We start from the raw sequence: 23,695 nt of genomic DNA on the forward strand, positions 1-23,695 counted from the left end.
CCCGTACACCGGTACAGTCTCCGCCACCGGAGCCTGATCGCCGTCGTCACACCCCGTCCGACCGGCAGTTTTTCCGTATGATCGGCCTATCCCCCGCAGTGACGTCCTCCCCTCGACCCCTGGTTCCCCGTGCAACGGGCCCCCTCCCCGCGGTTCCCGTCGCAAGGTCACGATTCGGAGGCGTACTCGACAAGTCCGTGTGAGAGGCGTCACTCTGTCATTCATCCACGCGGGGAGGCTTGGATGGGCAAGAGCCGCAGAACAATTCCCGAGGAACTCTTGCTGCTCGCACTGGACCCGACCACGGGTACCACGGCGCAGCCGCAGACCCTCGACCTCGGACTCGCCGGGGCACAGCTCGTCGAGCTGTCCCTGGCTGGACGGATAGTCCCGGACGGGGACCGGATCGCCGTGGTGCTGCCGCGGCCGACCGGTGACCCGACCCTGGACCACGCCCTGGAGCTGCTGCGCCGTCGCGGCAGCCCGGTGCGTGCCGCGCACTGGATCGGCGGGCCCCGACTGGGGCTGCGGCAGACCTATCTGGCGCACCTGGAACGGTGCGGGATGGTCGCCGCGGTGCCGGGCCAGGTGTGCGGGGTCCTGCCGACGACGCGTTACCAGGCGTCGGACGACTGCACCAACGCTGCCATCAAGCAGCGGCTCGACACCGCGATCCGCACCGGCGTCCCGCCGGATCCCAGAACGGCCGCCCTGGCCGCGCTGGCACACGCGGTGGGCCTCGGGAAGCACCTCTATCCCGGCAACGAGGGCCGGTCCTCACGGTCCCGCCTGCGGGACCTGATCCGCTACGACCCGCTCGGCGGGATGGTCGCCCACGCCGTCATGGACGTGCAGAACGGCCTTCCGACCCAGCAGAGCCGTACCGGCGGGCGGGCTCCGGCGGCGCGCAACGGCGCGGAGCCGGCCGGCCGACCCAGGACGGCGGCCGTGCCCGGACCGTTGGGCGGCGCCCGCGGCTCGGCCGGCCCGGTCGGCGTGCGCTGACCGACCGGCACCGGCCGGCCGGCCCGCAGGGCGCGCCACGGGGTGCGCGCCACCGGTGCGCACCCGGCCGGACGGCGCCGGAGCACCGTTTCGCGCCACACGGCACGGCCGGGCCCCGAGACGAACGGGGCGGTCGCACCCGGCACCCGCCGGGGCGCCCGCCCCGTCGGCGTACCCGCCCGGACCCAACGCTCCGCATACGGACCGCATATCAGCTCGGACACCAATAGTGCAAGTCATCCCGGACAGGTCGGGCAAATCCCCGGCGGCGACCTGACTCGGGATGACATGCTGCTGAGAGCCAGGGGGTTGGCACGAACACCGAAGCAGTCCGAGGCAGCAGGAAGGACCCGCCACTCCTGTCGCGTACAGCCCGTACACCAGAGGTACCGCCGGAGGTCGATGTGTCCGCCAGCATCAATCCCACTGTCCGCCGCAGGAGACTGGGCGCCGAGCTGCGCCGCCTGCGCGAGAGCAAGGGGATGACCGCCGAGGAGGTGGCCGGTCGGCTGATGGTCTCCCAGTCGAAGATCAGCCGACTGGAGAACGGCCGCCGCAGCATCAGCCAGCGCGATGTCCGCGACCTGTGCGACGTCTACAACGTGGACGACGCCCGGATGCGCAACAGCCTGATGGAGATGGCCCGGGAGTCCCGGCAGCGCGGCTGGTGGCACGAGTTCGGGGACATCCCGTACAGCGTCTACATCGGCCTGGAGGCCGAGGCCTCCTCGATCCGCGCCTACGAGTCCTCGTTCGTGCCCGGGCTGCTGCAGACCCGGGAGTACGCCGAGGCGGTGGTGATGGGCACCCAGCCGGACACCGAGGCCGACGCGATCCGCCGCCGGGTCGAGGTGCGGCTCAAGCGGCAGGACCGGCTCACCGGCGAGGACCGGTTCGCCAGCTTCTGGTCCGTCATAGACGAGGCGGTGCTGGCCCGGGAGGTCGGCGGCAAACCGGTGATGTCCGACCAGATGGCCCGACTGCTGGAGGTCGGCGAGCAACCCAACGTGACCATCCAGGTGATCCCGTTCGTGCACGGCGCGCACCCCGGGATGACCGGGACATTCTCCCTGATGGAGTTCCCGGAGTCCGCCGATTCCACCGTCGTCTACTTCGAAGGTGTGACGAGCGACCTCTATCTGGAGAAGGACGTGGACGTCCGCCGCTATACCGGTCTCTATGACCACCTGCGGGCCGCGGCGCTGAGCGTCGTCGAGTCCCGGGCGTTGATAGTCAACTATGCGGAGGCGTACCAGAGATGAGCACCAAGACCCTGACCGTCGATCCGGCCTGGCGCAAGAGCAGCCACAGTGGCGGCAACGGCGCTTGCGTGGAGGTCGCGGTCCCGGCGTCCAGCACGGTCGCGGTCCGCGACTCAAAGGACCCTGAGGGTCCGCAGTTGCGCTTCTCGCCCACCGCCTGGGCCGCCTTCGCGATCGCCGCGGGCGCCGGGGAGTTCGGCGCGGCTTGAGTCCGGAGGCCACCCGTCCGGCCCGGGGTCGGGCCCGGCGGGTGGCCTCCGACACCGCAACCAATTCAACAGAATGCGGAAAACCGGCCATCCGGGAGCCACGGCACGCCTGCCCGGGCTCCTCAACCTCCCGGCCACGACCGCCCCCCTTCGCCTTCCCGCGGCGGCCACCGCACTGACCACCGCGCTCTCGATCGGCGCCGCCTCCCCCGCGCTCGCCACCGCCCCGCGTCAGCGGCCTGCGCGACCTGCGCGACCTGCGCAGCCAGCTGCTGGTCGGCTGACCCCGGACGCGGTGCGGGGGCCGGCGAATCGGGTCGGCCCCCGCCCGCACCGGCTCACACCACGTCGGCGAGGTCCCGCAGCAGCCGGGCCTTGGCCCGCGCCCCCACCATCGACTTCACCGGCTCGCCGCCGCGGAACACCATCAGGGTCGGCATCGACAGCACCCCGTAGGCCGCCTGGGTCTCCGGGTTGCGGTCCACGTCCAGCGTCACCACCTTGAGCCGGCCCGCCTCCTCCTCCGCCAGCTCGGCCAGCACCGGCGTGATCATCCGGCACGGCGCGCACCAGTCCGCCGTGAAGTCCACCAGGACCGGCCCGTCCGCCGCCAGCACCTCCGCCGCGAAGGTCCGGTCGGTCACCTCTGCCACGTTCCCCGCCATCGCCGTACGTCCTCTCACTCGCCCTCGGGTGTCAGCTCGCACCGGGGCCCGGCGGTGCCGGCCGCCAGCTCCGCGCTGGCCCGCTCGGCGCTGGCCAGCTGGGCGGCGACCCGCTCGCGGACCTCGCCCAGCCGGTCCAGGCAGGCGTCCAGCTCGGCCAGCTTGCGGCGGTAGACCACCAGCGAGGCCGGGCAGGAGTCGCCGGCCGGGTGGCCGGCCCGCAGGCACTCCACGAACGGACGGGTGTCCTCCAGCTCGAAGCCGAAGTCCTGCAGCAGCCTGATCTGCCGCAGCAGGTCGAGGTCCGCCTCGTCGTAGCTGCGGTAGCCGTTCCCGGTGCGCCGAGCGGTCAGCAGGCCGCGCGACTCGTAGTAGCGCAGCGTGCGGGCGGTCGTCCCGGCCCGCTCGGCCAGCTCTCCGATCCGCATGGCGTCCTCCCTCTGCTCGGTGCTCCGACGCTAGACCTTGCCGTCGGCGTCAACGCCAGCGCGCGGCGGATCAGTCCAGCACCGGCAGCAGCTTCGGCAGGTGGCCGTCCGAGGCGAGGGCGGCGGCCCGGCGCTCGGGCGGGACCTCTCCGTAGAGGGTGGTGCGCTGGCGGGACGGGCGCCCGGCGGCGGTCGCGATCGCCTCCAGGTCGCGGACCGACTTGTAGCTGCCGTAGGCCGAGCCGGCCATCCGCGAGATGGTCTCCTCCATCAGCGTGCCGCCCAGGTCGTTGGCGCCGCTGCGGAGCATCTCGGCGGCGCCCTCCGCGCCCAGCTTCACCCAGCTGGTCTGGATGTTGCGGATGTGCGGGTGCAGCAGCAGTCGGGCCATCGCCACCACCACCCGGTTGTCGCGCGCGGTCGGGCCGGGCCGGGCGATCCCGGCCAGGTAGACCGGCGCGTTGGTGTGGATGAACGGCAGCGTGACGAACTCGGTGAAGCCCCCGGTGCGCTGCTGGATCCCGGCCAGCAGGCGCAGGTGACCGAGCCAGTGCGCGGGGGTGTCCACGTGGCCGTACATCATCGTCGAGGAGGAGCGCAGGCCCAGCTCGTGGGCGGTGCTGACGACCTCGACCCAGGTGGCGGCCGGCAGCTTGCCCTTGGTGAGCACCCAGCGGACCTCGTCGTCCAGGATCTCGGCGGCGGTGCCCGGGATGCTGTCCAGGCCGGCCTCCTTGGCCCGCTGCAGCCAGTCCCGGATCGACAGGCCGGTCCGGGTGGCGCCGTTGACCACCTCCATCGGCGAGAAGGCGTGCACGTGCATCCCGGGCACCCGCTCCTTCACCGCGCGGGCGATGTCGAAGTAGGCGGTGCCGGGCAGGTCCGGGTGGATCCCGCCCTGCATGCACACCTCGGTGGCACCGACCTCCCAGGCCTGCGCGGCCCGGTCGGCCACCTGGTCGAGCGAGAGGGTGTAGGCGTCGGCGTCGGTGCGGCGCTGGGCGAAGGCGCAGAACCGGCAGCCGGTGTAACAGACGTTGGTGAAGTTGATGTTCCGGGTGACGCAGTAGGTGACGGTGTCGCCGACGGCGTCGTGGCGGACCGCGTCGGCGATCGCGCAGAGCGCGTCCAGCGCCGGGCCGTCGGCGTGCAGCAGGGCCAGTGCCTGCTGGTCGGTCAGCCGGGTGGGGTCGTCCGCGGCCGTCGCCAGGGCGGACCGGAGGTCACCGTCGATCCGCTCCGGCGCCATCGCCCGGACCTGCTCGCGCAGCGCCTCCCAGTCGCCGTAGACCTCCTCGAAGTCGGCCCGGCGGTCGGCGGATCTGCCCTCGGTGTCGATGGTCCGGTGCAGGTCGGTACGGCCGGCGGCGGCCGGCAGCTGCTCCGGCTCCTGCCAGCGCAGGCCGACCGGCCGGGCCTCCTCCCGGGCCAGCAGGGTCTCCGGGTCGACCAGCGCCTCGACGTGCGGGCGCAGCCGCGGGTCCAGCCAGGGCTCGCCGCGCTTCAGGAACTCCGGATAGATGGTCAGCCGCTCGCGCAGCTGGAAGCCCTGGGCCGCGGTCAGCTCGGCCAGTCGCTCGATCTGCGGCCAGGGGCGTTCCGGGTTGACGTGGTCGGGGGTGAGCGGGGAGACGCCGCCCCAGTCGTCGATGCCGGCGCCGATGATCAGCGGGTACTGGTCGTCCACCAGGTTCGGCGGCGCCTGCACCCGGGCGGACGGGCCGAGCACCACCCGGGTGACCGCGATCGTCGCGGCCAGCTCCTCGAGTTCGGCGTCCGGCACGTCGCGCATCGCGGTGTCCGGCTTGGCCCGGAAGTTCTGGATGATCACTTCCTGGACGCCCTGGTACTGCCGGGCGATCCGGCGGATCGCGAAGATCGACTCGGCGCGCTCCAGGTGGGTCTCGCCGATGCCGATGAGCAGCCCGGTGGTGTACGGGACGGCGCTGCGCCCGGCGTCCTCCAGCGCCCGCAGCCGGACGGCCGGCTCCTTGTCCGGGGAGCCGTGGTGCGGGCCGGAGGGCTCGGACCAGAGCCGGGTCGCGGTGGTCTCCAGCATCATCCCCATCGAGGGCGAGACCGGCTTCAGGCGCTGGAAGTCGGTCCAGCTCAACACGCCCGGGTTGAGGTGCGGCAGCAGGCCGGTCTCCTCCAGGATCCGCACCGAGATCGCCCGGACGTAGGCGATGGTGTCGTCGTAGCCGTGCGCGTCCAGCCACTCGCGGGCCTCCGGCCAGCGGTCCTCGGGCCGGTCGCCGAGCGTGAACAGGGCCTCCTTGCAGCCCAGTTCAGCGCCCCGGCGGGCGATGTCCAGCACCTCGTCGGGGGACATGTAGAGCCCGTGGCCGTCCCGCCGCAGCTTGCCAGGCACGGTGACGAAGGTGCAGTAGTGACAACGGTTGCGGCAGAGCCGGGTGAGCGGGACGAACACCTTCTTGGAGTAGGTGATGATCCCTGATCGGCCGACCGCCGCCAGGCCCGCGTCGCGCAGCCGGGAGGCGGTCGCGCAGAGGTCGCCCAGGTCGTCCCCCCGGGCCTGCAGCAGCACGGCGGCCTCGGCGGTGTCCAGCGCGACCCCGTCGCGGGCCCGGCGCAGGGCCCGGCGCATGGCGGTGGCGGTCGGCGGGGCGGGGCGGGTGGAGTCCATGGCCAGACCCTAGCCCAGCGGGAGGACACCCGTACGCCGGGAGGAGGACCCCTCCCCCACCGCGACCCTGAGACCGGGTCAGGGTCGGGTGCCCCCGGAGATGTACCGGGTCTTGGACCCGTGGGCCGATGCCGTGAGCGGGCGGCTGCCATCTAATGGAGTCGGATCAGCGGAATGCCGACGGAGGGCGGGACATGACGCGGTACGCGGGGTTCGAGGAGTTCGAGGACGCGGAGACCGGCCAGGTCTTCCACGCCCGGCGGCGGACGGCCGTCCGGGTGCTGGTGCCGGTGGCCATCGCGGCGGTGGCGGCGACCGGCATCGGTCTGGTACCGGCGCTGGCCGACTCCGGCGCACCGGCACTGCCGCAGCTGACGGCCCAGCAGCTGGTGGCCAAGGCGCTGGGCGGCGGTGCCCAGCAGTTGAGCGGGACGGTCCAGGTCTCCGCCGATCTCGGCATCCCCGCCGAGCTGCTGGACGCGGCGGGCCACGGTGGCGCGGCGGCCGCCGTGACGGGCACCGCGGGCGCGGCCGGCGGCAGCGGCCAGGCCCAGCAGGGCGACAACGCGGCCGCCGCCTCACCGGAGTCCCGGCTGACCACCCTGTTGGCCGGCGACCACACCCTGCGGGTCTCGGCGGACGGCCCGGACCGGCAGCGGGTGGCCCTGGTCGAGGACCTGGCCGAGTACGACCTGATCCACAACGGCGACCAGCTCTGGGCCTGGGACAGCGCGAGCGACCAGGCGGTGCACCTGACGGCCCCGCAGGACCACACCGCGCGGGACCACCGGCCGCAGCTCCCGACCGACCTGCCGACCACGCCCGCGCAGGCCGCCCAGCAGCTCCTCGCCGGCTCCGCGAGCACCAGCACGGTCACCGTGGCCGGCACCACCACGGTGGCCGGGCGCAGCGCGTACCAGCTGAGCGTGAAGCCCAGGCAGGCCGGTTCCACCATCGGCGAGGTGCGGATCGCGGTGGACGCCGCCAACGGCACGCCGCTGGCCGTGGTGGCCACCTCGACCGGCGGCTCGACCGTGCTGGACGTCCACTTCAGCGACGTCTCGTTCACCGCGCCGGCCGCCAGTACCTTCACCTTCACGCCCCCGAAGGGCGCCAAGGTGACCGAGCAGCCGGCCGGCCCCGAGAAGCCGAGGACCGGCGGGAAGGCCGGTACCGGCGAGCACGGCGTGTCGGTCACCGGGACCGGCTGGACCACCGTGCTCTCGCTCCAGCTGCCCACCGACCAGGCCACCGAGGCGGCCGGCGGCAACGACCGGGCCGGCCGGGCCAAGGGCCGTCACCAGGGCGTCCCGAGCACCTCCGCGCTGGTCAAGTCGTTCGGCAAGCCGGTCGACGGCGGCACGCTGATCAGCACCAACGTGGTCAACGTGCTGATCACCAACGACGACCACGTCTACGCCGGCGCGGTCACCCTGCCGGTCCTCCAGGCCGCGGCCGGGGTGAAGTAGTGACCGGAGCTCCGCCGCTGGAGACCACGACGGGGGGCCGGGCGGCCGAGGCCGGCCCGGCCCCCGCCGGGGGTGCTCCGGTGATCCGTACCCGGGGGCTGACCAAGCGTTTCGCCGGCGGCCAGCTCGCCGTGGACGGGCTGGACCTGACGGTCCCGCGGGGCAGCGTCTTCGGCTTCCTGGGCCCCAACGGCTCGGGCAAGACCACCACCATCCGGATGCTGATGGGCCTGATCGCCCCGACCTCGGGCGTGGCGACGGTGCTCGGCGCCTCGATGCCGCAGTCGGTGGGCAGCGTGCTGCCCCGGGTGGGCGCGCTGATCGAGGGCCCGGCGCTGTACGGCTTCCTCTCCGGGCGGGACAACCTCGCCCGGTACGACGCCGCCGACCCGACCGCCGACCCGCGCACCCGGGGGCGCCGGATCGCCGAGGCGCTCGACCGGGTCGGCCTGACCGCGGCGGCCGGCAAGAAGGCCCGGGCCTACTCGCTCGGCATGAAACAGCGGCTCGGTCTCGCCTCGGCGCTGCTCCAGCCGCGCGAGCTGCTGGTGCTGGACGAGCCGACCAACGGCCTCGACCCGCAGGGCATGCGGGAGATCCGGGCGCTGGTCCGCGAGGTGGCGGCGGAGGGCACCACGGTCTTCCTCTCCTCGCACCTGTTGGACGAGATCGAGCAGGTGTGCACGCACGCCGCCGTGATGTCCAGGGGCCGGCTGGTGGTGCAGGGCACGGTCGCCGAGCTGGCCGCCCGGGCCAAGGGCCGGCTGGTGGTGCGCACCCCGGACACCGAGCGGGCCGCCGAGGTGCTGGCCGCCCACCGGGTGACCGACCTGCGGACCGGCGAGGGCCGGGTGGACGGCGAGGCGGCCGGCCCGGACGAGACCCTGCTGCCCGGGCTCTGCGCCGCACTGGTCGAGGCCGGGGTGCGGGTGCACGGCTTCGGCCTGGAGCGGGGCACGTTGGAGGACGCCTTCGTGGCGCTGACCGGGGAGGGTTTCGATGTCGCAGGTTGAGGCCGCGCCGACCACCGAGGCGGCCGGGCCGACCGCCGCCGCGCCGCCGGCCGGTCCTCGGCGGCAGACGACGGCCGGGTTCCTGGCGCTGTTCGCCAGCGAGCTGCGGCTGACCTTCCGACGGACCAGGACGCTGGTCCTGCTGGGCTTCCTGGCCGCGCTGCCGGTGCTGATCGGCGTCGTGGTGAAGATGGAGACCGGCGGCATGCACGGCGGCGACGGCGGCCCGGCGTTCCTCGCCCAGGTCACCCAGAACGGCGTCTTCCTGACCTTCACCGCGCTGGCCGTCTCGCTGCCGATCTTCCTGCCGATGACGGTGGGCGTGGTGGCCGGTGACGCGGTGGCCGGCGAGGCCGCCACCGGGACGCTGCGCTACCTGCTGGTGGCGCCGGCCGGGCGGAACCGGCTGCTGGCGGCCAAGTTCACCGCCGTACTGACGTTCTGCGCGGCGGCCACGGCGGCGGTCTCGCTCGCCGCGCTGGCCACCGGCGCCGCGCTCTTCCCGGTGGGGCGGGTGACGCTGCTCTCCGGCGACACCATCGGTCTGGGCCAGGCGCTGCTGCGGGCCCTGCTGATCGCCGTGGTGGTGGCGCTCTCGCTGTCCGGGCTGGCCGCGATCGGGCTCTTCGTCTCCACCCTGACCGGCAGCGGGATCGCCGCGATGGCGACCACGGTCGGCCTGGTGGTGATCGTCCAGGTGCTGGACAGCTTCCCGCAGCTGGCCGCGATCCAGCCCTGGCTCTTCACCCACCAGTGGCTGAGCTTCGCCGACCTGCTGCGACAGCCGATGTACTGGGACGGGGTGCTGCGCGACCTCGGACTGCAGGCGCTCTACGTGGCCGTCTTCGGCTCGGCCGCCTGGGCCCGCTTCACCACCCGGGACATCACCGCCTAGGGGGCCGGTCCGGGGCCCTCAGCGGGTGACCGCCGGGGCCGCCCCGGCACCCTCGGCGGGCACCGCGCGGGCCGTCGCGCGCTCCGCCCGCACCCGGCGCAGCGCGTCCCAGCTGAGCACCGCCAGCGCGACCCAGACCAGGCCGAACCCGGCCCAGCGCTCCGGCGGCATCGACTCGTGGAAGTACGCGACCCCGATCGCGAACTGGAACACCGGCGCCAGGTACTGCAACAGCCCCATGGTGGAGAGCGGCACCCGGATCGCCGAGGCGCCGAAGCAGAGCAGCGGGATCGCGGTGATCAGACCGCTGAGCATCAGCAACGCGGTGTGGCCGGCACCGTGCCCGAAGGTGGTGTGCCCGGTCCCGCCCAGGTAGAGCAGGTAGCCGAGCGCGAAGGGGAAGATGAAGGCGGTCTCCAGCGCGAAGCTCTCCGCGCCGCCCAGCCCGACCTGCTTCTTGAACAGGCCGTAGAGCGCGAAGGAGAACGCCAGGGTGAGCGCGATCCAGGGCAGCCGGCCGTAGCCCAGGGTCAGCACCACCACCGCGAGCGCGCCGATCCCGACGGCGACCCACTGCACCGGGCGCAGCCGCTCCTTCAGGACGAGCACGCCGAGGGCGATGGTGACCAGCGGGTTGATGAAGTAGCCCAGGCTGGTCTCGACGACGTGGCCGGAGTTCACGCCCCAGATGTAGGTGCCCCAGTTGATCGAGATCACCGCGGCGGCCGTGGCCGACATGGCGAGCCGGCGGGGCTGGCGCAGCAGCGGCCGCAGCCAGGCCCAGCGCCGCTGGACGGTGAGGATCAGCAGCGCGACGACCAGCGACCAGACCATTCGATGGGCCAGGATCTCGCCGGAACCGCTGGGCTCCAGCAGCGGCCAGTAGAGCGGGAAGAGGCCCCACATCCCGTACGCGGCGGCGCCGAGCCAGAGGCCGCGGCCCTGCTCGTCGCCGTCACGGGAGCGGCCGGGCGGCCGCCGGGACTCCTGTGTCGACATCGTGTCCCTCCCTGCTGACCGGCGCTGATCCGTGCCGACGGTAGCGGCCGCGAGCCAACGCTGTCATCTCCATAACCAGAGTTCGGTCATGACAGTGACGCCGGGTGACGGAGCGCGGCGACCCGGCCCCGCTCATCCGGCCCCCGCTCATCCGGCCGACGGGCGCAGGCCCGCCAGCTTCTCCGGATTGAGCTGGGCCCGCAGCGCCTGGATCCGGCCGTCCACCAGGTCGAGGGTGAGCGCGCCGGCCGGCGCACCGCCGTACGAGAAGACCACGCCCAGCTGCCCGTTGACCTCGGCCGGCTCGGCCACGATCCCCTGCGCGGCGGGCTTGGCCAGCACCCCGAGCAGCCAGCGGGCCACGTGGTCGGGGCCGTACAGCGGGCGGCGGGCCGCGCTGACGATGCCGCCGCCGTCCGACCAGGCCACCACGTCCGGTGCGAGCAGTTCCAGGACGGCGGACAGGTCGCCGCCCGCGCAGGCGGCCATGAACCGCTCGGTGACCCGGCGGCGCTGCTCGGGATCGGTGTCGTAGCGCGGGCGGCGTTCCCGGACGTGCGCCTTGGCCCGGTGCGCGATCTGCCGCACCGCCGGCTCCGGACGGCCCAGCACCTCGGCGATCTCGGCGTGCGCGTAACCGAACACCTCGCGCAGCACGAAGACCGCCCGCTCGACCGGACCGAGCGTCTCCAGCACCACCAGCAGCGCGGTCGAGACCGAGTCGGCCAGCACCGCCTCCTCGGCGGTGTCCGGTGCGGTCAGCAGCGGCTCGGGCAACCACGGCCCGAGGTACGCCTCGCGGCGCAGCTGCGCCGACCGCAGCCGGTTGATCGCCAGGTTGGTCACCGCCTTGACCAGGTACGCCTTCGGGTTGGCGACCGACGCCCGGTCCACCGCGGACCACCTGAGCCAGGTGTCCTGGAGGATGTCCTCCGTCTCGGCCACGCTGCCGAGCATCCGGTAGGCCGTGCCGAAGAGCAGCCGGCGGTGCTGGAGGAACGGGTCGGTGGCGTCCTGAGCGGTCGCGGAGTCGATCACCCGTTCAGGCTGCCAGTCGCCCCGGTGCCCGGCAAGGGGCTGCCGGGCACCGGGGCGAGGGCCGTCAGTCGACCGTCCAGGTGTCGCTGCCGGCCAGCAGCGCGGCCAGCTCGCCCGGACCGCTCCGGTCCACCGCGGCGGCCAGCTGATCGGCCATCAACGAGTCGTAGACCGGGCGTTCGACGCTGCGCAGCACTCCGATCGGGGTGTGGTCCAGGGTGTGCGCGTCGGCGAGGCGGGAGAGCGCGAAGGCGGTGGCCGGGTCGGCGGCGTGCGCGTCGTGCACCAGCACCTCGCCCTCGTTGGCCGCCGTCACCTCCGCGGTGAACAGGGTGCCGCTGGCCGGGTCACGGAAGACGCCCTGGTCGGCGAAGCGGATCGGCTGGCCGTGCTCCAGTCGGATCAGCGCCCGCTCGGCGGTGCTGGCGTCCTTGAGCACCTCGAACGCGCCGTCGTTGAAGATGTTGCAGTTCTGGTAGATCTCCACGAACGCGGTGCCCTCGTGCTCGGCCGCCGCGCGCAGCACCGACTGGAGGTGCTTGCGGTCGGAGTCGATGGTCCGGGCGACGAAGCCGGCCTCCGCACCGATCGCCAGCGAGAGCGGGTTGAACGGCGCGTCCAGCGACCCCATCGGCGTGGACTTGGTGATCTTGCCGAGCTCCGAGGTCGGCGAGTACTGGCCCTTGGTCAGCCCGTAGATCCGGTTGTTGAAGAGCAGGATCTTCAGGTTGACGTTCCGGCGCAGCGCGTGGATCAGGTGGTTGCCACCGATCGAGAGCGCGTCGCCGTCCCCGGTGACCACCCAGACGCTGAGGTCGGTGCGCGAGGTGGCCAGCCCGGTCGCGATGGCCGGCGCGCGGCCGTGGATCGAGTGCATCCCGTAGGTGTTCATGTAGTACGGGAACCGCGAGGAGCAGCCGATCCCGGAGACGAAGACGGTGTTCTCCCGGCGGATGCCCAGCTCGGGCATGAAGGCCTGCACGGCGGCCAGGATCGCGTAGTCCCCGCAGCCGGGGCACCAGCGGACCTCCTGGTCGGTCTTGAAGTCCTTGGCGCTCTGCGGCGATTCGGCCTTCGGGACCAGCTTGAGCGAACGGAACGGCGTCTCGGTCATGGCGGTCACTCCCCTTCCAGTGCGCCGATGGCGGCCCACAGCACATCGGCCAACTGGGCCGCCTTGAAGGGCAGTCCGCGGACCTGGTTGTAGGACTGCGCGTCCACCAGGTACTTGGCGCGCAGCAGCAGGGCGAGTTGCCCCAGGTTCATCTCCGGCACGATCACCTTGTCGTAACCGGCCAGCACCGTACCGAGGTTGGCCGGGAAGGGGTTGAGGTGGCGCAGGTGCGCCTGGGCGACCTTCCCGCCGTCCGTCCGGACCCGGCGCACCGCGGCGGTGATCGGCCCGTAGGTCGAGCCCCACCCCAGCACCAGCACCCGGGAGTCGCCGTCCGGATCGTCAACGGTCAGCTCCGGCACGGTGATGCCGTCCACCTTGGCCTGCCGGGTGCGGACCATCAGGTCGTGGTTGGCCGGGTCGTAGGAGATGTTCCCGGTGCCGTCCTGCTTCTCGATGCCGCCCACCCGGTGCTCCAGGCCGGGGGTGCCGGGGATCGCCCACGGCCGGGCCAGCGTGCGCGGGTCGCGCTGGTAGGGCCAGAAGACCTCGCTGCCGTCCTCCAGCACGTGGTTCGGCCCGGTGGCGAACCCGGGCTCGATGGCCGGCAGTTCGTCCGGCTCGGGGATCCGCCACGGCTCCGAGCCGTTGGCCAGGTAGCCGTCCGAGAGCAGCATCACCGGGGTGCGGTAGGTGACCGCGATCCGGGCCGCCTCCAGCGCGGCCGTGAAGCACTCGGCCGGGGTGGCCGGGGCCACGATCGGCACCGGCGCCTCACCGTTGCGCCCGAACATCGCCTGCAACAGGTCGGCCTGCTCGGTCTTGGTCGGCAGCCCGGTGGACGGCCCGCCGCGCTGGATGTCCACCACCAGCAACGGCAGTTCGAGCGAGACCGCCAGGCCGATGGTCTCCGACTTCAGCGCCACGCCCGGCCCGGACGTGGTGGTCACGCCGAGCGAACCGCCGAAGGCCGCACCGAGCGCGGCGCCGATGCCGGCGATCTCGTCCTCGGCCTGGAAGGTCCGCACGCCGAAGTTCTTGTGCTTGGACAGTTCGTGCAGGATGTCCGAGGCCGGCGTGATCGGGTACGAGCCGAGGAAGAGCGGCAGTCCCGACCGCTCGGAGGCGGCCACCAGCCCGTACGCCAACGCCAGGTTGCCGGAGATGTTGCGGTACCGCCCGGGCGCCAGCTTGGCCGGCGGCACCTCGTAGGAGACCGCGAACTCCTCCGTCGTCTCCCCGAAGTTCCAACCCGCCCGGAAGGCCGTGATGTTCGCCTCGGCGACCAGCGGCTTCTTGGCGAACTTCTTCCGCAGGAAGCTTTCGGTGCTCTTGGTCGGCCGGTGGTACATCCACGACAGCAGCCCGAGCGCGAACATGTTCTTCGCCCGCTCGGCGTCCCTGCGGGCCAGCCCGCTGTCCTTGAGCGCCTCCAGGGTCAGCGTGGTCAGCGGCACCTTGTGCAGCCGGTAGGCACTCAGCGAGTCGTCACCCAGCGGGTCGGCGGCGTACCCGACCTTGGCCAGTGCCCGCTTGGTGAACTCGTCGGTGTTGACGATGATCCCGGCGCCGCGCGGCAGGTCCCCCAGGTTCGCCTTGAGCGCCGCCGGGTTCATCGCGACCAGCACGTCGGGAGCGTCACCAGGGGTCAGGATGTCGTGATCGGCGAAGTGCAACTGGAAACTGGAGACGCCCGGCAGGGTGCCGGCGGGCGCCCGGATCTCGGCCGGGAAGTTCGGCAGGGTGGACAGGTCGTTGCCGAACGAGGCGGTCTCCGAGGTGAACCGGTCACCGGTGAGCTGCATTCCGTCGCCGCTGTCCCCGGCGAACCGGATGATCACCCGGTCCAGCCGGCGGATCGGCTTGCCGCGCACCGCCGCATCCGGCTCCGCACGGCCCTTCGGGCCGCCCGGACCGCCGCTCGCTGTCTCTGCCTGATCGACCTCGCTGGTCACTGCCGCGGACCTCCCTCAGGGGCACCAGCCGCGGGCGTGAGCCGTGTGCCCCGTCCGCCTGGTGCACCGAATCGCATCCTATGCGGCTAGAGATTTCCTGGGTTGTATCTAAAACCCTGCGTCCTCAACCTGCGTTCGGTGTCAACAATCCGTGCCGCAAAGGCATTCCCGCGGGAGCCGGGACCCTCAGGAGTCGAGGTACCTGAGCACCGCCAGCACCCGGCGGTGGTCCTCCGGGCTCTGCGCCAGCCCGAGCTTGAGGAAGATGTTGCTGACGTGCTTCTCCACCGCGCCGTCCGAGACCACCAGCTGCCTGGCCACCGCGGCGTTGGTGCGCCCCTCGGCCATCAGCCCCAGCACCTCGCGCTCCCGCGGGGTGAGCCCGGCCAGCGCGTCGCCGCGCCGGCTGCGGATCAGCAGTTGCTGCACCACCTCCGGGTCCAGCGCGGTGCCGCCGCCGGCCACCCGGACCACCGCGTCGACGAACTCGCGCACCTCGGCCACCCGGTCCTTGAGCAGGTAGCCGATTCCCCGGGTGGAGCCGGCCAGCAGCTCCGAGGCGTAACTCTGCTCGACGTACTGCGAGAGCACCAGCACCCCCAGCTCCGGGTACCGCCCGCGGAGCGCCACGCAGGCCCGGACGCCCTCGTCGGTGTGGGTCGGCGGCATCCGGACGTCCGCCACCACCACGTCGGGCAGCGCGCCGGACGCCGCCAGCTCGCCGACCGCCCGCAACAGCGACTCGCCGTCGCCGACCCCGGCCACCACCTCCAGGCCGCGGTCGCTGAGCAGCCTGGTCAGGCCCTCCCGGAGCAGGACCGAGTCCTCGGCGATGACGACGCGCAGCATGGTGGCCTTCCCCCTGAGTGGTTGAACGCTCACATGGTACGGATCGCCACGGTGTCGCAGAGGCCCTGCAACGCCGCCTTGGCCGGCCCCTCCGGCAGCGGGTCGAGCAGCGCGCGGGCCTCCTCCGCGTAGCGCAGCGTCTCCCGACGGGCCCGCTCCAGCGCCGGGTGGCGGCGCAGCAGGCGCAGCGCCTCGGCGTGCCGCCGGTCGTCGGTGAGGTCCTGCCGGAGCAGCTCGCGCAGCCGGGCGTCCTCCGGGTCGCTCTCGTCCACCGGCATCGACTCCAGCAGCAGCACGGGCAGCGTCGGCACGCCCTCGCGCAGGTCGGTGCCGGGGGTCTTGCCGGACTCGTGGCCGTCGCTGGCGATGTCCAGCACGTCGTCGGCCAGCTGGAAGGCGGTGCCCATCCGCTCGCCGTACTGGGTGAGGATGTCCACCACCCACGGCTCGGCGCCGGCCATCAGTGCGCCGAAGCGGCCGGAGACGGCGATCAGCGAGCCGGTCTTGCCGGCGATCACGTCCAGGTAGTGGGTGAGCGGGTCGTCGCCGGGGCGCGGGCCGGCGGTCTCCAGGATCTGGCCGGTGACCAGCCGCTCGAAGGCGTCGGCCTGGATCCGGACCGCCTCCGGGCCGAGGTCGGCCAGCACCTGGGAGGCGCGCGAGAAGAGGAAGTCGCCGGTGAGGATGGCCACCGAGTTGTCCCAGCGGGCGTTGGCGCTGGGCGCGCCGCGCCGGACCGGGGCCTCGTCCATCACGTCGTCGTGGTAGAGCGTGGCCAGGTGGGTCAGCTCGACCACCACGGCGGCCGGCACCACGCCGGGCGCGTACGGGTCGCCGAACTGGGCGGCCAGCATCACCAGCAGCGGGCGGAAGCGCTTGCCGCCGGCCTCGATGAGGTGGCTGGCGGTGATGGTGATGAACGGCACGTCGCTCTTCACCGCCTCGCTGAGCGCCGCCTCCACCGCCGCCATCCCGGCCTGGACGTCACGGGTCAGATCGCGGTCCTGCACGCTGAGCCCGAAGGGTCCCACGACGGTCACGAAGACCACTCCTGTCGCCGGTCGATCATGCGGTCCGGTCCCTGATGCCGCCGCTGCCGTTCCCCAGCAGCGTATCCGGTCGTGAGTGGATCACTGCACGGGCGTGCGGGTACGGGGCGAAGAACGGTCCGGGCCAGGGGCCTGACGCCCCGGACCCGGACCGTGCGACACGCGCTACCTGACGAACAGGGCGGCCTTGGAGGCGAGATCCAGGAAGTACTGCGGGAGCACTCCCAGACCCACCGTCACCAGCACGCCGAGCGTGATGGCCGCGGCCGTGAAACCGCTCGGGATCACCACCGCCGGGCCGTTCGGCTGCGGGTCGGAGAAGAACATCAACACGATCACCCGGATGTAGAAGAACGCCGCCACCGCGGAACTCAGCACACCCACGATGACCAGCGGGGTCGCCCCGCCCGCCGCCGCGGCCTGGAACACCGCGAACTTCCCGGTGAATCCGCTGGTCAGCGGGATCCCGGCGAAGGCCAGCAGGAAGAGCGCGAAGACCGCCGCGACCAGCGGCGAGCGCCGGCCCAGCCCGGCCCAGCTGGACAGGTGGGTGGCCTCGCCCCGGGAGTCGCGCACCAGGGTGACCACGGCGAACGCGCCGAGCGTCACGAAGGAGTACGCCAGCAGGTAGAAGAGCACCGCGCCCAGGCCCTGCCGGTTGGTGGCGATCACGCCGGTCAGGATGAACCCGGCGTGCGCGATCGAGGAGTACGCCAGCAGCCGCTTGACGTCCTGCTGGGTGACCGCGAGCAGCGCCCCGGCCACCATGGTCAGGATCGCCACGCCCCACATGACCGGTCGCCAGTCCCAGCGCAGGCCGGGGAAGGCTACGTAGAACAGCCGCAGCAGCGCCCCGAAGGCGGCCACCTTGGTGGCGGCGGCCATGAACCCGGTGACCGGGGTCGGGGCGCCCTGGTAGACGTCCGGGGTCCAGGCCTGGAACGGGACGGCGCCGACCTTGAAGAGCAGGCCCACCGCGACCATCGCCAGCCCGATCAGCAACAGCGCGTCGTTCTGCGTGGTGTTCGCCAGCGCCGGGGTGACCGGGGCGACCCCGGAGATCACGTCCGCGATGTCCGGCAGCCGGAAGCTGCCCGCGTAGCCGTACAGCAGCGCGCTGCCGAACAGGAAGAACGCCGAGGCGAAGGCGCCCAGCAGGAAGTACTTGACGGCCGCCTCCTGGGAGAGCAGCCGGCGCCGCCGGGCCAGCGCGCAGAGCAGGTAGAGCGGCAGCGAGAGGACCTCCAGCGCCACGAACATGGTCAGCAGATCGTTGGCGGCCGGGAAGAGCAGCATCCCGCCGACCGCGAACAGGGTCAGCGGGTACACCTCGGTGGTCCGGAAGCCGGCCCTGGTCGCCTCCCGCTCCTGCTCGCCGCCCGGGGTGGCCGCGCCCTGGGCGGTGAAGGCGTCGGTGGCCGGGCCCTCGGTCCGCGGGTCGAGCGCGCGCTCCGCGTAGGTCAGCACGGCGACCACCGAGACCAGCAGGATCACGCCCTGCAGGAAGAGCGCCGGGCCGTCCAGCGCCACCGAACCCATCGCCAGCAGACCGCTCTTGGTGCCCGCGTAGCCCTGCGTGGCCAGCACGACCACCATGACGAAGGCGGCCAGCAGCCCAGCCAGCGCCAGCGGGATCTGCACGGCGCGGCGGGCCCGGCGCGGCACGAAGGCCTCCACCAGGACGCCCGCCACCGCCGTGCCGAAGACGATCAGCATCGGGGACAGCTGGTGGTACTCGATCTGCGGCGCCGGGATGCTCACGGTGCTGCCGGGCCCGGCGGCCATCCACAGGCTGTGGACGGTTGCCGTGGGGGCTGCGCTCACTTCTGCTCACCTCCTGCGGTGATGGCCACCGGGTGGGCCGGGGCCGGGTCGGTGCGGTGGACCTGCGAGAGCGTGGCGGCCACCGCCGGGTTCACCAGGTCGGTGAGCGGCTTCGGGTAGACGCCGAGCACCACGGTCAGCGCCACCAGCGGTGCCACCACGAGGAGTTCGCGCGCCCTGAGGTCCGGCATGGCGCGCACCGCGGGCCGCACCGGACCGGTCATGGTGCGCTGGTAGAGCACCAGCACGTACAGCGCGGCGAGCACGATGCCCAGGGTGGCGATGATGCCGAGCGCCGGGTAGCGGGTGAAGGTGCCGACCAGCACCAGGAACTCACTGACGAACGGCCCGAGTCCGGGCAGCGACAGGGTGGCCAGGCCGCCGATCAGGAAGGTCCCGGCCAGCACCGGGGCGACCTTCTGCACGCCGCCGTAGTCGGCGATCAGCCGCGAGCCGCGGCGGGAGATCAGGAACCCGGCGATGAGCATCAACAGCGCGGTGGAGATGCCGTGGTTGACCATGTAGAGGGTGGCGCCGCTCTGGCCCTGGCTGGTCATCGCGAAGATGCCCATGATGATGAAGCCGAAGTGCGAGACCGAGGCGTAGGCGACCAGTCGCTTGATGTCCTTCTGGCCGACCGCGAGCAGCGCGCCGTAGATGATCCCGACCACCGCGAGCACCAGGATCGCCGGCGCGAAGAACTTCGAGGCGGCGGGGAAGAGGCCCAGGCAGAACCGGAGCATCGCGAAGGTGCCGACCTTGTCGACCACCGCGGTGATCAGTACGGCCGTGCCGGGGGTCGACTCGCCCATCGCGTTCGGCAGCCAGGTGTGCAGCGGCCAGAGCGGTGCCTTCACCGCGAAGGCGAAGAAGAAGCCCAGGAAGAGCGCCCGTTCGGCGGTCGGGTCGAGGGTGAGCTTTCCGTCCGCGACCGCCGTGGTCAGGCTCTGCAGGTCGAAGGTGCCGACCCCCTGGTTCTGCGCCAGCACGTACAGCCCGATCACCGCGGCCAGCATGACCAGCCCGCCGAGCAGGTTGTAGAGCAGGAACTTGACGGCGGCGTAAGAGCGTTGGCGGGCCGCCTCGGCGCCGCCGATCCGGTCGCCGAAGCCGCCGATCAGGAAGTACATCGGGATCAGCATGGCTTCGAAGAAGACGTAGAACAGGAAGACGTCGGTGGCCAGGAACGAGACGATGACCATCGCCTCCACGGCCAGGATCAGCGCGAAGAAGCCCTGGGTGCGGCGCCTGTTCTCGAACGTGCCGTCGGGGCCCGGTTCGGGCCCCCGCTGCCCGGAGGCGGGCGGATCCGCGTCGTGCCAGGAGGCCAGCATCACGAAGGGCACCAGCACCGCGGTGAGCAGCACCAACACCACGCCGATGCCGTCCACCCCGAGCGAGAAGGTGATCCCGAACGAGCGGATCCAGCTGTGGGACTCGGTGAGTTGGAACCGCGCGCCGCCCGGCTCGAACTCGGCGGCCACCGCGGCGGCCAGGCCCAGGGTGAGCGCGGAGACGCCGAGCGCAATCGACTTGGTGGTCCGCCGCCGGGCGTCCGTGGTGCCCGCCGGCAGGGCCGCGGTCAGGATCGCCCCGGCGGCCGGCACGGCGCAGGTGGCGGTCAGCAGTTGGCTCATACCGACCTCATCAGGAGAGTGGTGGCGACCAGCACCAGCGTGCCGCCGAACATGGAGAGGGCGTAGGAGCGGACGTAGCCGGTCTGCACCCGGCGCAGCCGGCTGGAGATCCCGCCGATGGTGGCGGCCAGTCCGTTGACGAAGCCGTCCAGGCCCTTGCTGTCGAAGTAGACCAGCGCGGCGGTGAGCCCCGAGCCCGGCCGGACCAGCACGGCGTGGTTGAACTCGTCCTGCAGCAGGTCGCGGCGGGCGGCCCGGGTGAGTGCCGAGCCGACCGGCGGGGCGACCGGCACCGGGCTGCGTCCGTACACCAGGTAGGCGACTCCGACGCCGGCCAGCATGCAGACCGTGGCGATCAGCGAGACCGCGGTCGACGACAGCGGCGAGTGGCCCTCGCTGTGCCCGGTGACCGGCTCCAGCCAGTGCAGGAAGGAGCTGTTGAGGGCGAAGAGGCCACCGGCGAAGACCGAGCCGAAGGCCAGCAGGATCATCGGCAGCGTCATGACGCTCGGCGACTCGTGCGGGTGCGGCTCCTCGCCGGTGACCGGGTCGGGCTGCCAGCGCTTCTCGCCGAAGAAGGTCAGGATCATCACCCGGGTCATGTAGAACGCGGTGATCGCGGCGCCCAGCAGGGTGACCGTGCCGAGGATCCAGCCCTCGGTGCCGCCCGTCGCGAAGGCCGCCTCGATGATCTTGTCCTTGGAGAAGAAGCCGGACAGCCCGGGGAACCCGATGATCGCCAGGTAGCCGAGGCCGAAGGTGACGAAGGTGATCGGCATCGACTTCCGCAGGCCGCCGTAGTGCCGCATGTTCACCTCGTCGTTCATGCCGTGCATGACCGACCCGGCGCCGAGGAACAGCCCGGCCTTGAAGAAGCCGTGGGTGACCAGGTGCATGATCGCGAAGACGTAGCCGACCGGGCCGAGACCGGCCGCCAGCACCATGTAGCCGATCTGCGACATGGTCGAGCCGGCCAGCGCCTTCTTGATGTCGTCCTTGGCGCAACCGACGATCGCACCGAAGAGCAGCGTCACCGCACCGACGCAGACCACCGCGGTCCGGGCGTCCGGCGCGAGGTCGAAGATCGCGTTCGAGCGGGTGATCAGGTAGACGCCGGCGGTCACCATGGTCGCCGCGTGGATCAGCGCGGAGACCGGGGTCGGGCCCTCCATCGCGTCCCCGAGCCAGGACTGCAGCGGCACCTGGGCCGACTTGCCGCAGGCCGCCAGCAGCAGCATCAGCGCGATCGCGGTCAGCCGGCCCTGGCTGGCCTGGCCCGCCGTGGCGAAGACCGGGCCGAACGCGAAGCTGCCGAACTGGGCGAACATCAGCATGATCGCGATCGACAGTCCCAGGTCGCCGACCCGGTTGACGATGAAGGCCTTCTTGGCCGCGGTGGCCGCGCTGGGCTTGTGCTGCCAGAACCCGATCAGCAGGTACGACGCGAGCCCGACACCCTCCCAACCGACGTACAGCAGCAGGTAGTTGTCCGCCAGCACGAGCAGCAGCATGGCGGCCAGGAAGAGGTTGAGGTAGCCGAAGAACCGGCGCTTGCGCTCGTCGTGCGCCATGTAACCCACCGAGTAGAGGTGGATCAGGGTGCCGACACCGGTGATCAGCAGCACGAAGGTCATCGACAGCTGGTCGAGCTGGAAGGCCACGTCGGCCCGGAACCCGCCGACCGGTACCCAGCTGAACAGGTGCACGTGGACCGGGCGTTGGCCGGTACTGCGGCCCAGCATGCTCGCGAAGAGGGCCAGCCCGAAGCCGAACGAGAGCGCGGCGGCCAGCGTGCCCAGCCAGGGGCCGACCCGGTCCAGCGCACGGCCGCCGAGCAGCAGCAGGGCGGCACCGAGCAGTGGCGCCGCGACCAGCAGCGGAATGAGAGAGTTCACCGTGGGCCCTCCGCCTACAGCTTCATCAGGTTGCTGTCGTCGACCGAGGACGAGTGCCTGGTCCGGAAGATGCTCACGATGATGGCCAGCCCGACCACGACCTCGGCCGCCGCGACCACCATGGTGAAGAAGGCGAAGACCTGGCCGTCCAGGTTGCCGTGCAGCCGGGAGAAGGTGACCAGGGCGAGGTTCGAGGCGTTGAGCATCAGCTCGACGCACATGAAGAGCACGATGGCGTTCCGTCGGATCAGCACCCCGCTGGCCCCGATCGTGAACAACAGGGCGGCCAGATACAGGTAGTTGACCGGATTCACTCCGACTCCTCCTCGGCTCCCGGCACCAGCTCGCGGCGGGGCTCCGGCGCCTGTTCGACGCCCGGCCGCGGCCGGGCGGACGGCGGGCGGCCCAGCCAGTCGGCCGTGCTGCGCTCCAGCTCCGCCATCCGGCCGAGCATGTCCTGGCTGACGTCACGGATCTGACCGCGCTCGCGCAGCGTGCCCATCACCGAGTCCTCGGCGATGGTGCCGTCCGGCAGCAGCCCGGCGATGTCCACCGCGTTGTGCCGGGCGTAGACGCCGGGCGCGGGCAGCGGCGGCACCTGCTTGTTCTCCCGCACCCGCTGGGCGGCCAACTCCCGCTGGCTGCTCGGGGCCTTGACGTGCTCGCGGTGGGTGAGCACCATCGCGCCGACCGCCGCGGTGATCAGCAGCGCGCCGGTGACCTCGAAGGCCCAGACGTACTTGGTGAAGATCAGCCGGGCCAGGCCCTGCACGTTGCCCTCGGCGTTCGCGTCGGCCAGGCCGGTGAAGGCGTGCAGCCTGGCGTTGGCCAGGCCGGCGATCAGCAGCACGCCGAAGCCGAGCCCGCAGAGCACCGCGGCGACCCGCTGGCCCTTCAGTTGCTCCTTCAGCGAGTCGGCGCTGCTGACGCCGACCAGCATCACCACGAAGAGGAAGAGCATCATGATCGCGCCGGTGTAGACCACGATCTGCACCACGCCCAGGAAGACCGCGCCCTCGGCCAGGTAGCAGACCGCCAACGCCAGCATGGTGGCGGCCAGGCAGAGCGCGCTGTGCACGGCCTTGCGCATGGTCAGCATGCCCAGCGCGCCGCCGACCGCGATCACCGCCAACACCCAGAACTGGACCGCCTCGCCGGTGGAGGTCATGAGGTCACCTCGCGTTCGTGCTTCGGCTGGGTCACCGTGCCGGGCGCCGCGTGGGTGACCTCACCGCGGTAGTAGGCGCCCTCGTCGGTCCCCGGGTACGTCACGTGCGGCGGCTCGACCATGCCCTCGGTGAGGCCGACCAGCAGCTGCTCCTTGGTGTAGATCAGGTTCTCCCGGGAGGAGTCGGCCAGCTCGTAGTCGTTGGTCATGGTGAGCGCCCGGGTCGGGCAGGCCTCGATGCAGAGCCCGCAGAGGATGCACCGGGCGTAGTTGATCTGGTACACCGCGCCGTAGCGCTCGCCCGGGGAGTAACGCTCCTCCTCGGTGTTGTCGGCGCCCTCGACGTAGATCGCGTCGGCCGGGCAGGCCCACGCGCACAGCTCGCAGCCGACGCACTTCTCCAGGCCGTCCGGGTGCCGGTTGAGCTGGTGACGGCCGTGGAAGCGGGGCGCGGTGGGCTTCTTCTGCTCCGGGTACTGCTCGGTCAGCCGCTTCTTGAACATGGCCTTGAAGGTCACGCCGAAGCCTGCGGCCGGTCCCAGGATTGACGGCTTCTCGTCCGGTTCTGGCATCT

At 72.1% G+C, this 23,695-nt stretch carries 21 protein-coding genes; 6 read left to right on the forward strand and 15 right to left on the reverse strand.

What is annotated here, in order from left to right; translation table 11 throughout:
* Positions 1–243 precede the first annotated feature (243 nt).
* The 3 genes from ACIGXM_RS08460 (at position 244) to ACIGXM_RS08470 (ending at position 2,476) form a co-directional block, all read left to right on the forward strand.
* Positions 244–1,005: a GPP34 family phosphoprotein gene (locus tag ACIGXM_RS08460; RefSeq protein ID WP_396558201.1), complete on the forward strand. Its 762-nt coding sequence runs from the start codon at positions 244–246 to the stop codon at positions 1,003–1,005.
* A gap of 404 nt (positions 1,006–1,409) precedes the next feature.
* Positions 1,410–2,267, forward strand: a complete 858-nt coding sequence (locus tag ACIGXM_RS08465) for a helix-turn-helix domain-containing protein (protein ID WP_396558203.1) — start codon at positions 1,410–1,412, stop codon at positions 2,265–2,267.
* Positions 2,264–2,476, forward strand: a complete 213-nt coding sequence (locus ACIGXM_RS08470; RefSeq protein ID WP_396558205.1) for a DUF397 domain-containing protein — start codon at positions 2,264–2,266, stop codon at positions 2,474–2,476. The genes ACIGXM_RS08465 and ACIGXM_RS08470 overlap by 4 nt, the downstream gene beginning before the upstream one ends.
* Before the next feature lie 338 nt (positions 2,477–2,814).
* On the opposite strand, the gene trxA is transcribed toward ACIGXM_RS08470, so the two are convergent.
* From trxA to ACIGXM_RS08485, 3 genes are all read right to left on the reverse strand, one after another.
* On the reverse strand, positions 2,815–3,141 hold the full coding sequence (gene trxA / locus ACIGXM_RS08475; RefSeq protein ID WP_396558207.1) for a thioredoxin: 327 nt from the start codon (positions 3,139–3,141) through the stop codon (positions 2,815–2,817).
* Positions 3,142–3,155: 14 nt separating this feature from the next.
* On the reverse strand, positions 3,156–3,569 hold the full coding sequence (locus ACIGXM_RS08480) for a MerR family transcriptional regulator (protein WP_396558209.1): 414 nt from the start codon (positions 3,567–3,569) through the stop codon (positions 3,156–3,158).
* 70 nt (positions 3,570–3,639) lie between these two features.
* The gene (locus ACIGXM_RS08485) at positions 3,640–6,216 is read right to left on the reverse strand and encodes a bifunctional FO biosynthesis protein CofGH (protein ID WP_396558211.1); all 2,577 of its coding nucleotides are present in this window, start codon (positions 6,214–6,216) and stop codon (positions 3,640–3,642) included.
* Between the two features lie 194 nt (positions 6,217–6,410).
* Here ACIGXM_RS08485 and ACIGXM_RS08490 point away from each other — a divergent pair, with 194 nt between their 5' ends.
* The 3 genes from ACIGXM_RS08490 (at position 6,411) to ACIGXM_RS08500 (ending at position 9,593) form a co-directional block, all read left to right on the forward strand.
* The gene (locus tag ACIGXM_RS08490; RefSeq protein WP_396558213.1) at positions 6,411–7,685 is read left to right on the forward strand and encodes an outer membrane lipoprotein carrier protein LolA; all 1,275 of its coding nucleotides are present in this window, start codon (positions 6,411–6,413) and stop codon (positions 7,683–7,685) included.
* A gap of 80 nt (positions 7,686–7,765) precedes the next feature.
* Positions 7,766–8,698, forward strand: a complete 933-nt coding sequence (locus ACIGXM_RS08495; RefSeq protein WP_396558380.1) for an ABC transporter ATP-binding protein — start codon at positions 7,766–7,768, stop codon at positions 8,696–8,698.
* Positions 8,685–9,593 carry an ABC transporter permease gene (locus tag ACIGXM_RS08500; protein WP_396558215.1) on the forward strand — a complete coding sequence of 303 codons (909 nt, stop codon included), beginning with the start codon at positions 8,685–8,687 and terminating at the stop codon, positions 9,591–9,593. Before ACIGXM_RS08495 ends, ACIGXM_RS08500 begins: the two co-directional genes overlap by 14 nt.
* Positions 9,594–9,611: 18 nt before the next feature.
* Here ACIGXM_RS08500 and rarD read toward each other — a convergent pair whose 3' ends face one another.
* The 12 genes from rarD to nuoI form a co-directional block, all read right to left on the reverse strand.
* Positions 9,612–10,592, reverse strand: a complete 981-nt coding sequence (gene rarD / locus ACIGXM_RS08505; protein WP_396558217.1) for an EamA family transporter RarD — start codon at positions 10,590–10,592, stop codon at positions 9,612–9,614.
* 147 nt (positions 10,593–10,739) lie between these two features.
* A complete protein-coding gene (locus ACIGXM_RS08510; RefSeq protein WP_396558219.1) occupies positions 10,740–11,630 on the reverse strand; it encodes an RNA polymerase sigma-70 factor in 891 nt (296 codons plus the stop codon).
* 64 nt (positions 11,631–11,694) lie between these two features.
* On the reverse strand, positions 11,695–12,744 hold the full coding sequence (locus tag ACIGXM_RS08515) for a 2-oxoacid:ferredoxin oxidoreductase subunit beta (protein ID WP_396558221.1): 1,050 nt from the start codon (positions 12,742–12,744) through the stop codon (positions 11,695–11,697).
* Positions 12,745–12,749: 5 nt separating this feature from the next.
* A complete protein-coding gene (locus tag ACIGXM_RS08520) occupies positions 12,750–14,699 on the reverse strand; it encodes a 2-oxoacid:acceptor oxidoreductase subunit alpha (protein ID WP_396558223.1) in 1,950 nt (649 codons plus the stop codon).
* A 186-nt stretch (positions 14,700–14,885) separates the two neighbouring features.
* Positions 14,886–15,545, reverse strand: a complete 660-nt coding sequence (locus tag ACIGXM_RS08525; protein ID WP_396558382.1) for a LuxR C-terminal-related transcriptional regulator — start codon at positions 15,543–15,545, stop codon at positions 14,886–14,888.
* A 32-nt stretch (positions 15,546–15,577) separates the two neighbouring features.
* Positions 15,578–16,588, reverse strand: a complete 1,011-nt coding sequence (locus tag ACIGXM_RS08530) for a polyprenyl synthetase family protein (RefSeq protein WP_396558225.1) — start codon at positions 16,586–16,588, stop codon at positions 15,578–15,580.
* Positions 16,589–16,762: 174 nt separating this feature from the next.
* Positions 16,763–18,382, reverse strand: coding sequence for an NADH-quinone oxidoreductase subunit NuoN (nuoN, locus tag ACIGXM_RS08535; protein WP_396558384.1), 1,620 nt, complete (start codon positions 18,380–18,382; stop codon positions 16,763–16,765).
* Between the two features lie 35 nt (positions 18,383–18,417).
* Positions 18,418–20,058, reverse strand: coding sequence for an NADH-quinone oxidoreductase subunit M (locus ACIGXM_RS08540; protein WP_396558227.1), 1,641 nt, complete (start codon positions 20,056–20,058; stop codon positions 18,418–18,420).
* The gene (gene nuoL / locus ACIGXM_RS08545; protein ID WP_396558229.1) at positions 20,055–21,953 is read right to left on the reverse strand and encodes an NADH-quinone oxidoreductase subunit L; all 1,899 of its coding nucleotides are present in this window, start codon (positions 21,951–21,953) and stop codon (positions 20,055–20,057) included. Before nuoL ends, ACIGXM_RS08540 begins: the two co-directional genes overlap by 4 nt.
* 14 nt (positions 21,954–21,967) lie before the next feature.
* Positions 21,968–22,267, reverse strand: a complete 300-nt coding sequence (gene nuoK, locus ACIGXM_RS08550) for an NADH-quinone oxidoreductase subunit NuoK (protein ID WP_396558231.1) — start codon at positions 22,265–22,267, stop codon at positions 21,968–21,970.
* Positions 22,264–23,121 carry an NADH-quinone oxidoreductase subunit J gene (locus ACIGXM_RS08555; RefSeq protein WP_396558232.1) on the reverse strand — a complete coding sequence of 286 codons (858 nt, stop codon included), beginning with the start codon at positions 23,119–23,121 and terminating at the stop codon, positions 22,264–22,266. Before ACIGXM_RS08555 ends, nuoK begins: the two co-directional genes overlap by 4 nt.
* Positions 23,118–23,693 (reverse strand): NADH-quinone oxidoreductase subunit NuoI, encoded by a 576-nt coding sequence (gene nuoI, locus ACIGXM_RS08560; RefSeq protein ID WP_396558234.1) that lies wholly within the window; start codon positions 23,691–23,693, stop codon positions 23,118–23,120. Before nuoI ends, ACIGXM_RS08555 begins: the two co-directional genes overlap by 4 nt.
* Positions 23,694–23,695 lie beyond the last annotated feature (2 nt).

Origin of the sequence: Kitasatospora sp. NPDC052896 (assembly GCF_044547075.1) — a bacterium.
Lineage (GTDB): Bacteria > Actinomycetota > Actinomycetes > Streptomycetales > Streptomycetaceae > Kitasatospora.

Excerpts from the sequence above, each read along its gene's own strand:
- rarD (WP_396558217.1), bottom strand. The coding sequence starts at position 10,592 with ATGTCGACACAGGAGTCCCGGCGGCCGCCCGGCCGCTCCCGTGACGGC.
- nuoN (WP_396558384.1), bottom strand. The coding sequence starts at position 18,382 with ATGGCCGCCGGGCCCGGCAGCACCGTGAGCATCCCGGCGCCGCAGATC.
- ACIGXM_RS08490 (WP_396558213.1), top strand. The coding sequence starts at position 6,411 with ATGACGCGGTACGCGGGGTTCGAGGAGTTCGAGGACGCGGAGACCGGC.
- ACIGXM_RS08470 (WP_396558205.1), top strand. The coding sequence starts at position 2,264 with ATGAGCACCAAGACCCTGACCGTCGATCCGGCCTGGCGCAAGAGCAGC.
- ACIGXM_RS08555 (WP_396558232.1), bottom strand. The coding sequence starts at position 23,121 with ATGACCTCCACCGGCGAGGCGGTCCAGTTCTGGGTGTTGGCGGTGATC.
- ACIGXM_RS08485 (WP_396558211.1), bottom strand. The coding sequence starts at position 6,216 with ATGGACTCCACCCGCCCCGCCCCGCCGACCGCCACCGCCATGCGCCGG.
- ACIGXM_RS08500 (WP_396558215.1), top strand. The coding sequence starts at position 8,685 with ATGTCGCAGGTTGAGGCCGCGCCGACCACCGAGGCGGCCGGGCCGACC.
- trxA (WP_396558207.1), bottom strand. The coding sequence starts at position 3,141 with ATGGCGGGGAACGTGGCAGAGGTGACCGACCGGACCTTCGCGGCGGAG.
- ACIGXM_RS08480 (WP_396558209.1), bottom strand. The coding sequence starts at position 3,569 with ATGCGGATCGGAGAGCTGGCCGAGCGGGCCGGGACGACCGCCCGCACG.
- ACIGXM_RS08460 (WP_396558201.1), top strand. The coding sequence starts at position 244 with ATGGGCAAGAGCCGCAGAACAATTCCCGAGGAACTCTTGCTGCTCGCA.
- nuoI (WP_396558234.1), bottom strand. The coding sequence starts at position 23,693 with ATGCCAGAACCGGACGAGAAGCCGTCAATCCTGGGACCGGCCGCAGGC.
- ACIGXM_RS08540 (WP_396558227.1), bottom strand. The coding sequence starts at position 20,058 with ATGAGCCAACTGCTGACCGCCACCTGCGCCGTGCCGGCCGCCGGGGCG.
- ACIGXM_RS08515 (WP_396558221.1), bottom strand. The coding sequence starts at position 12,744 with ATGACCGAGACGCCGTTCCGTTCGCTCAAGCTGGTCCCGAAGGCCGAA.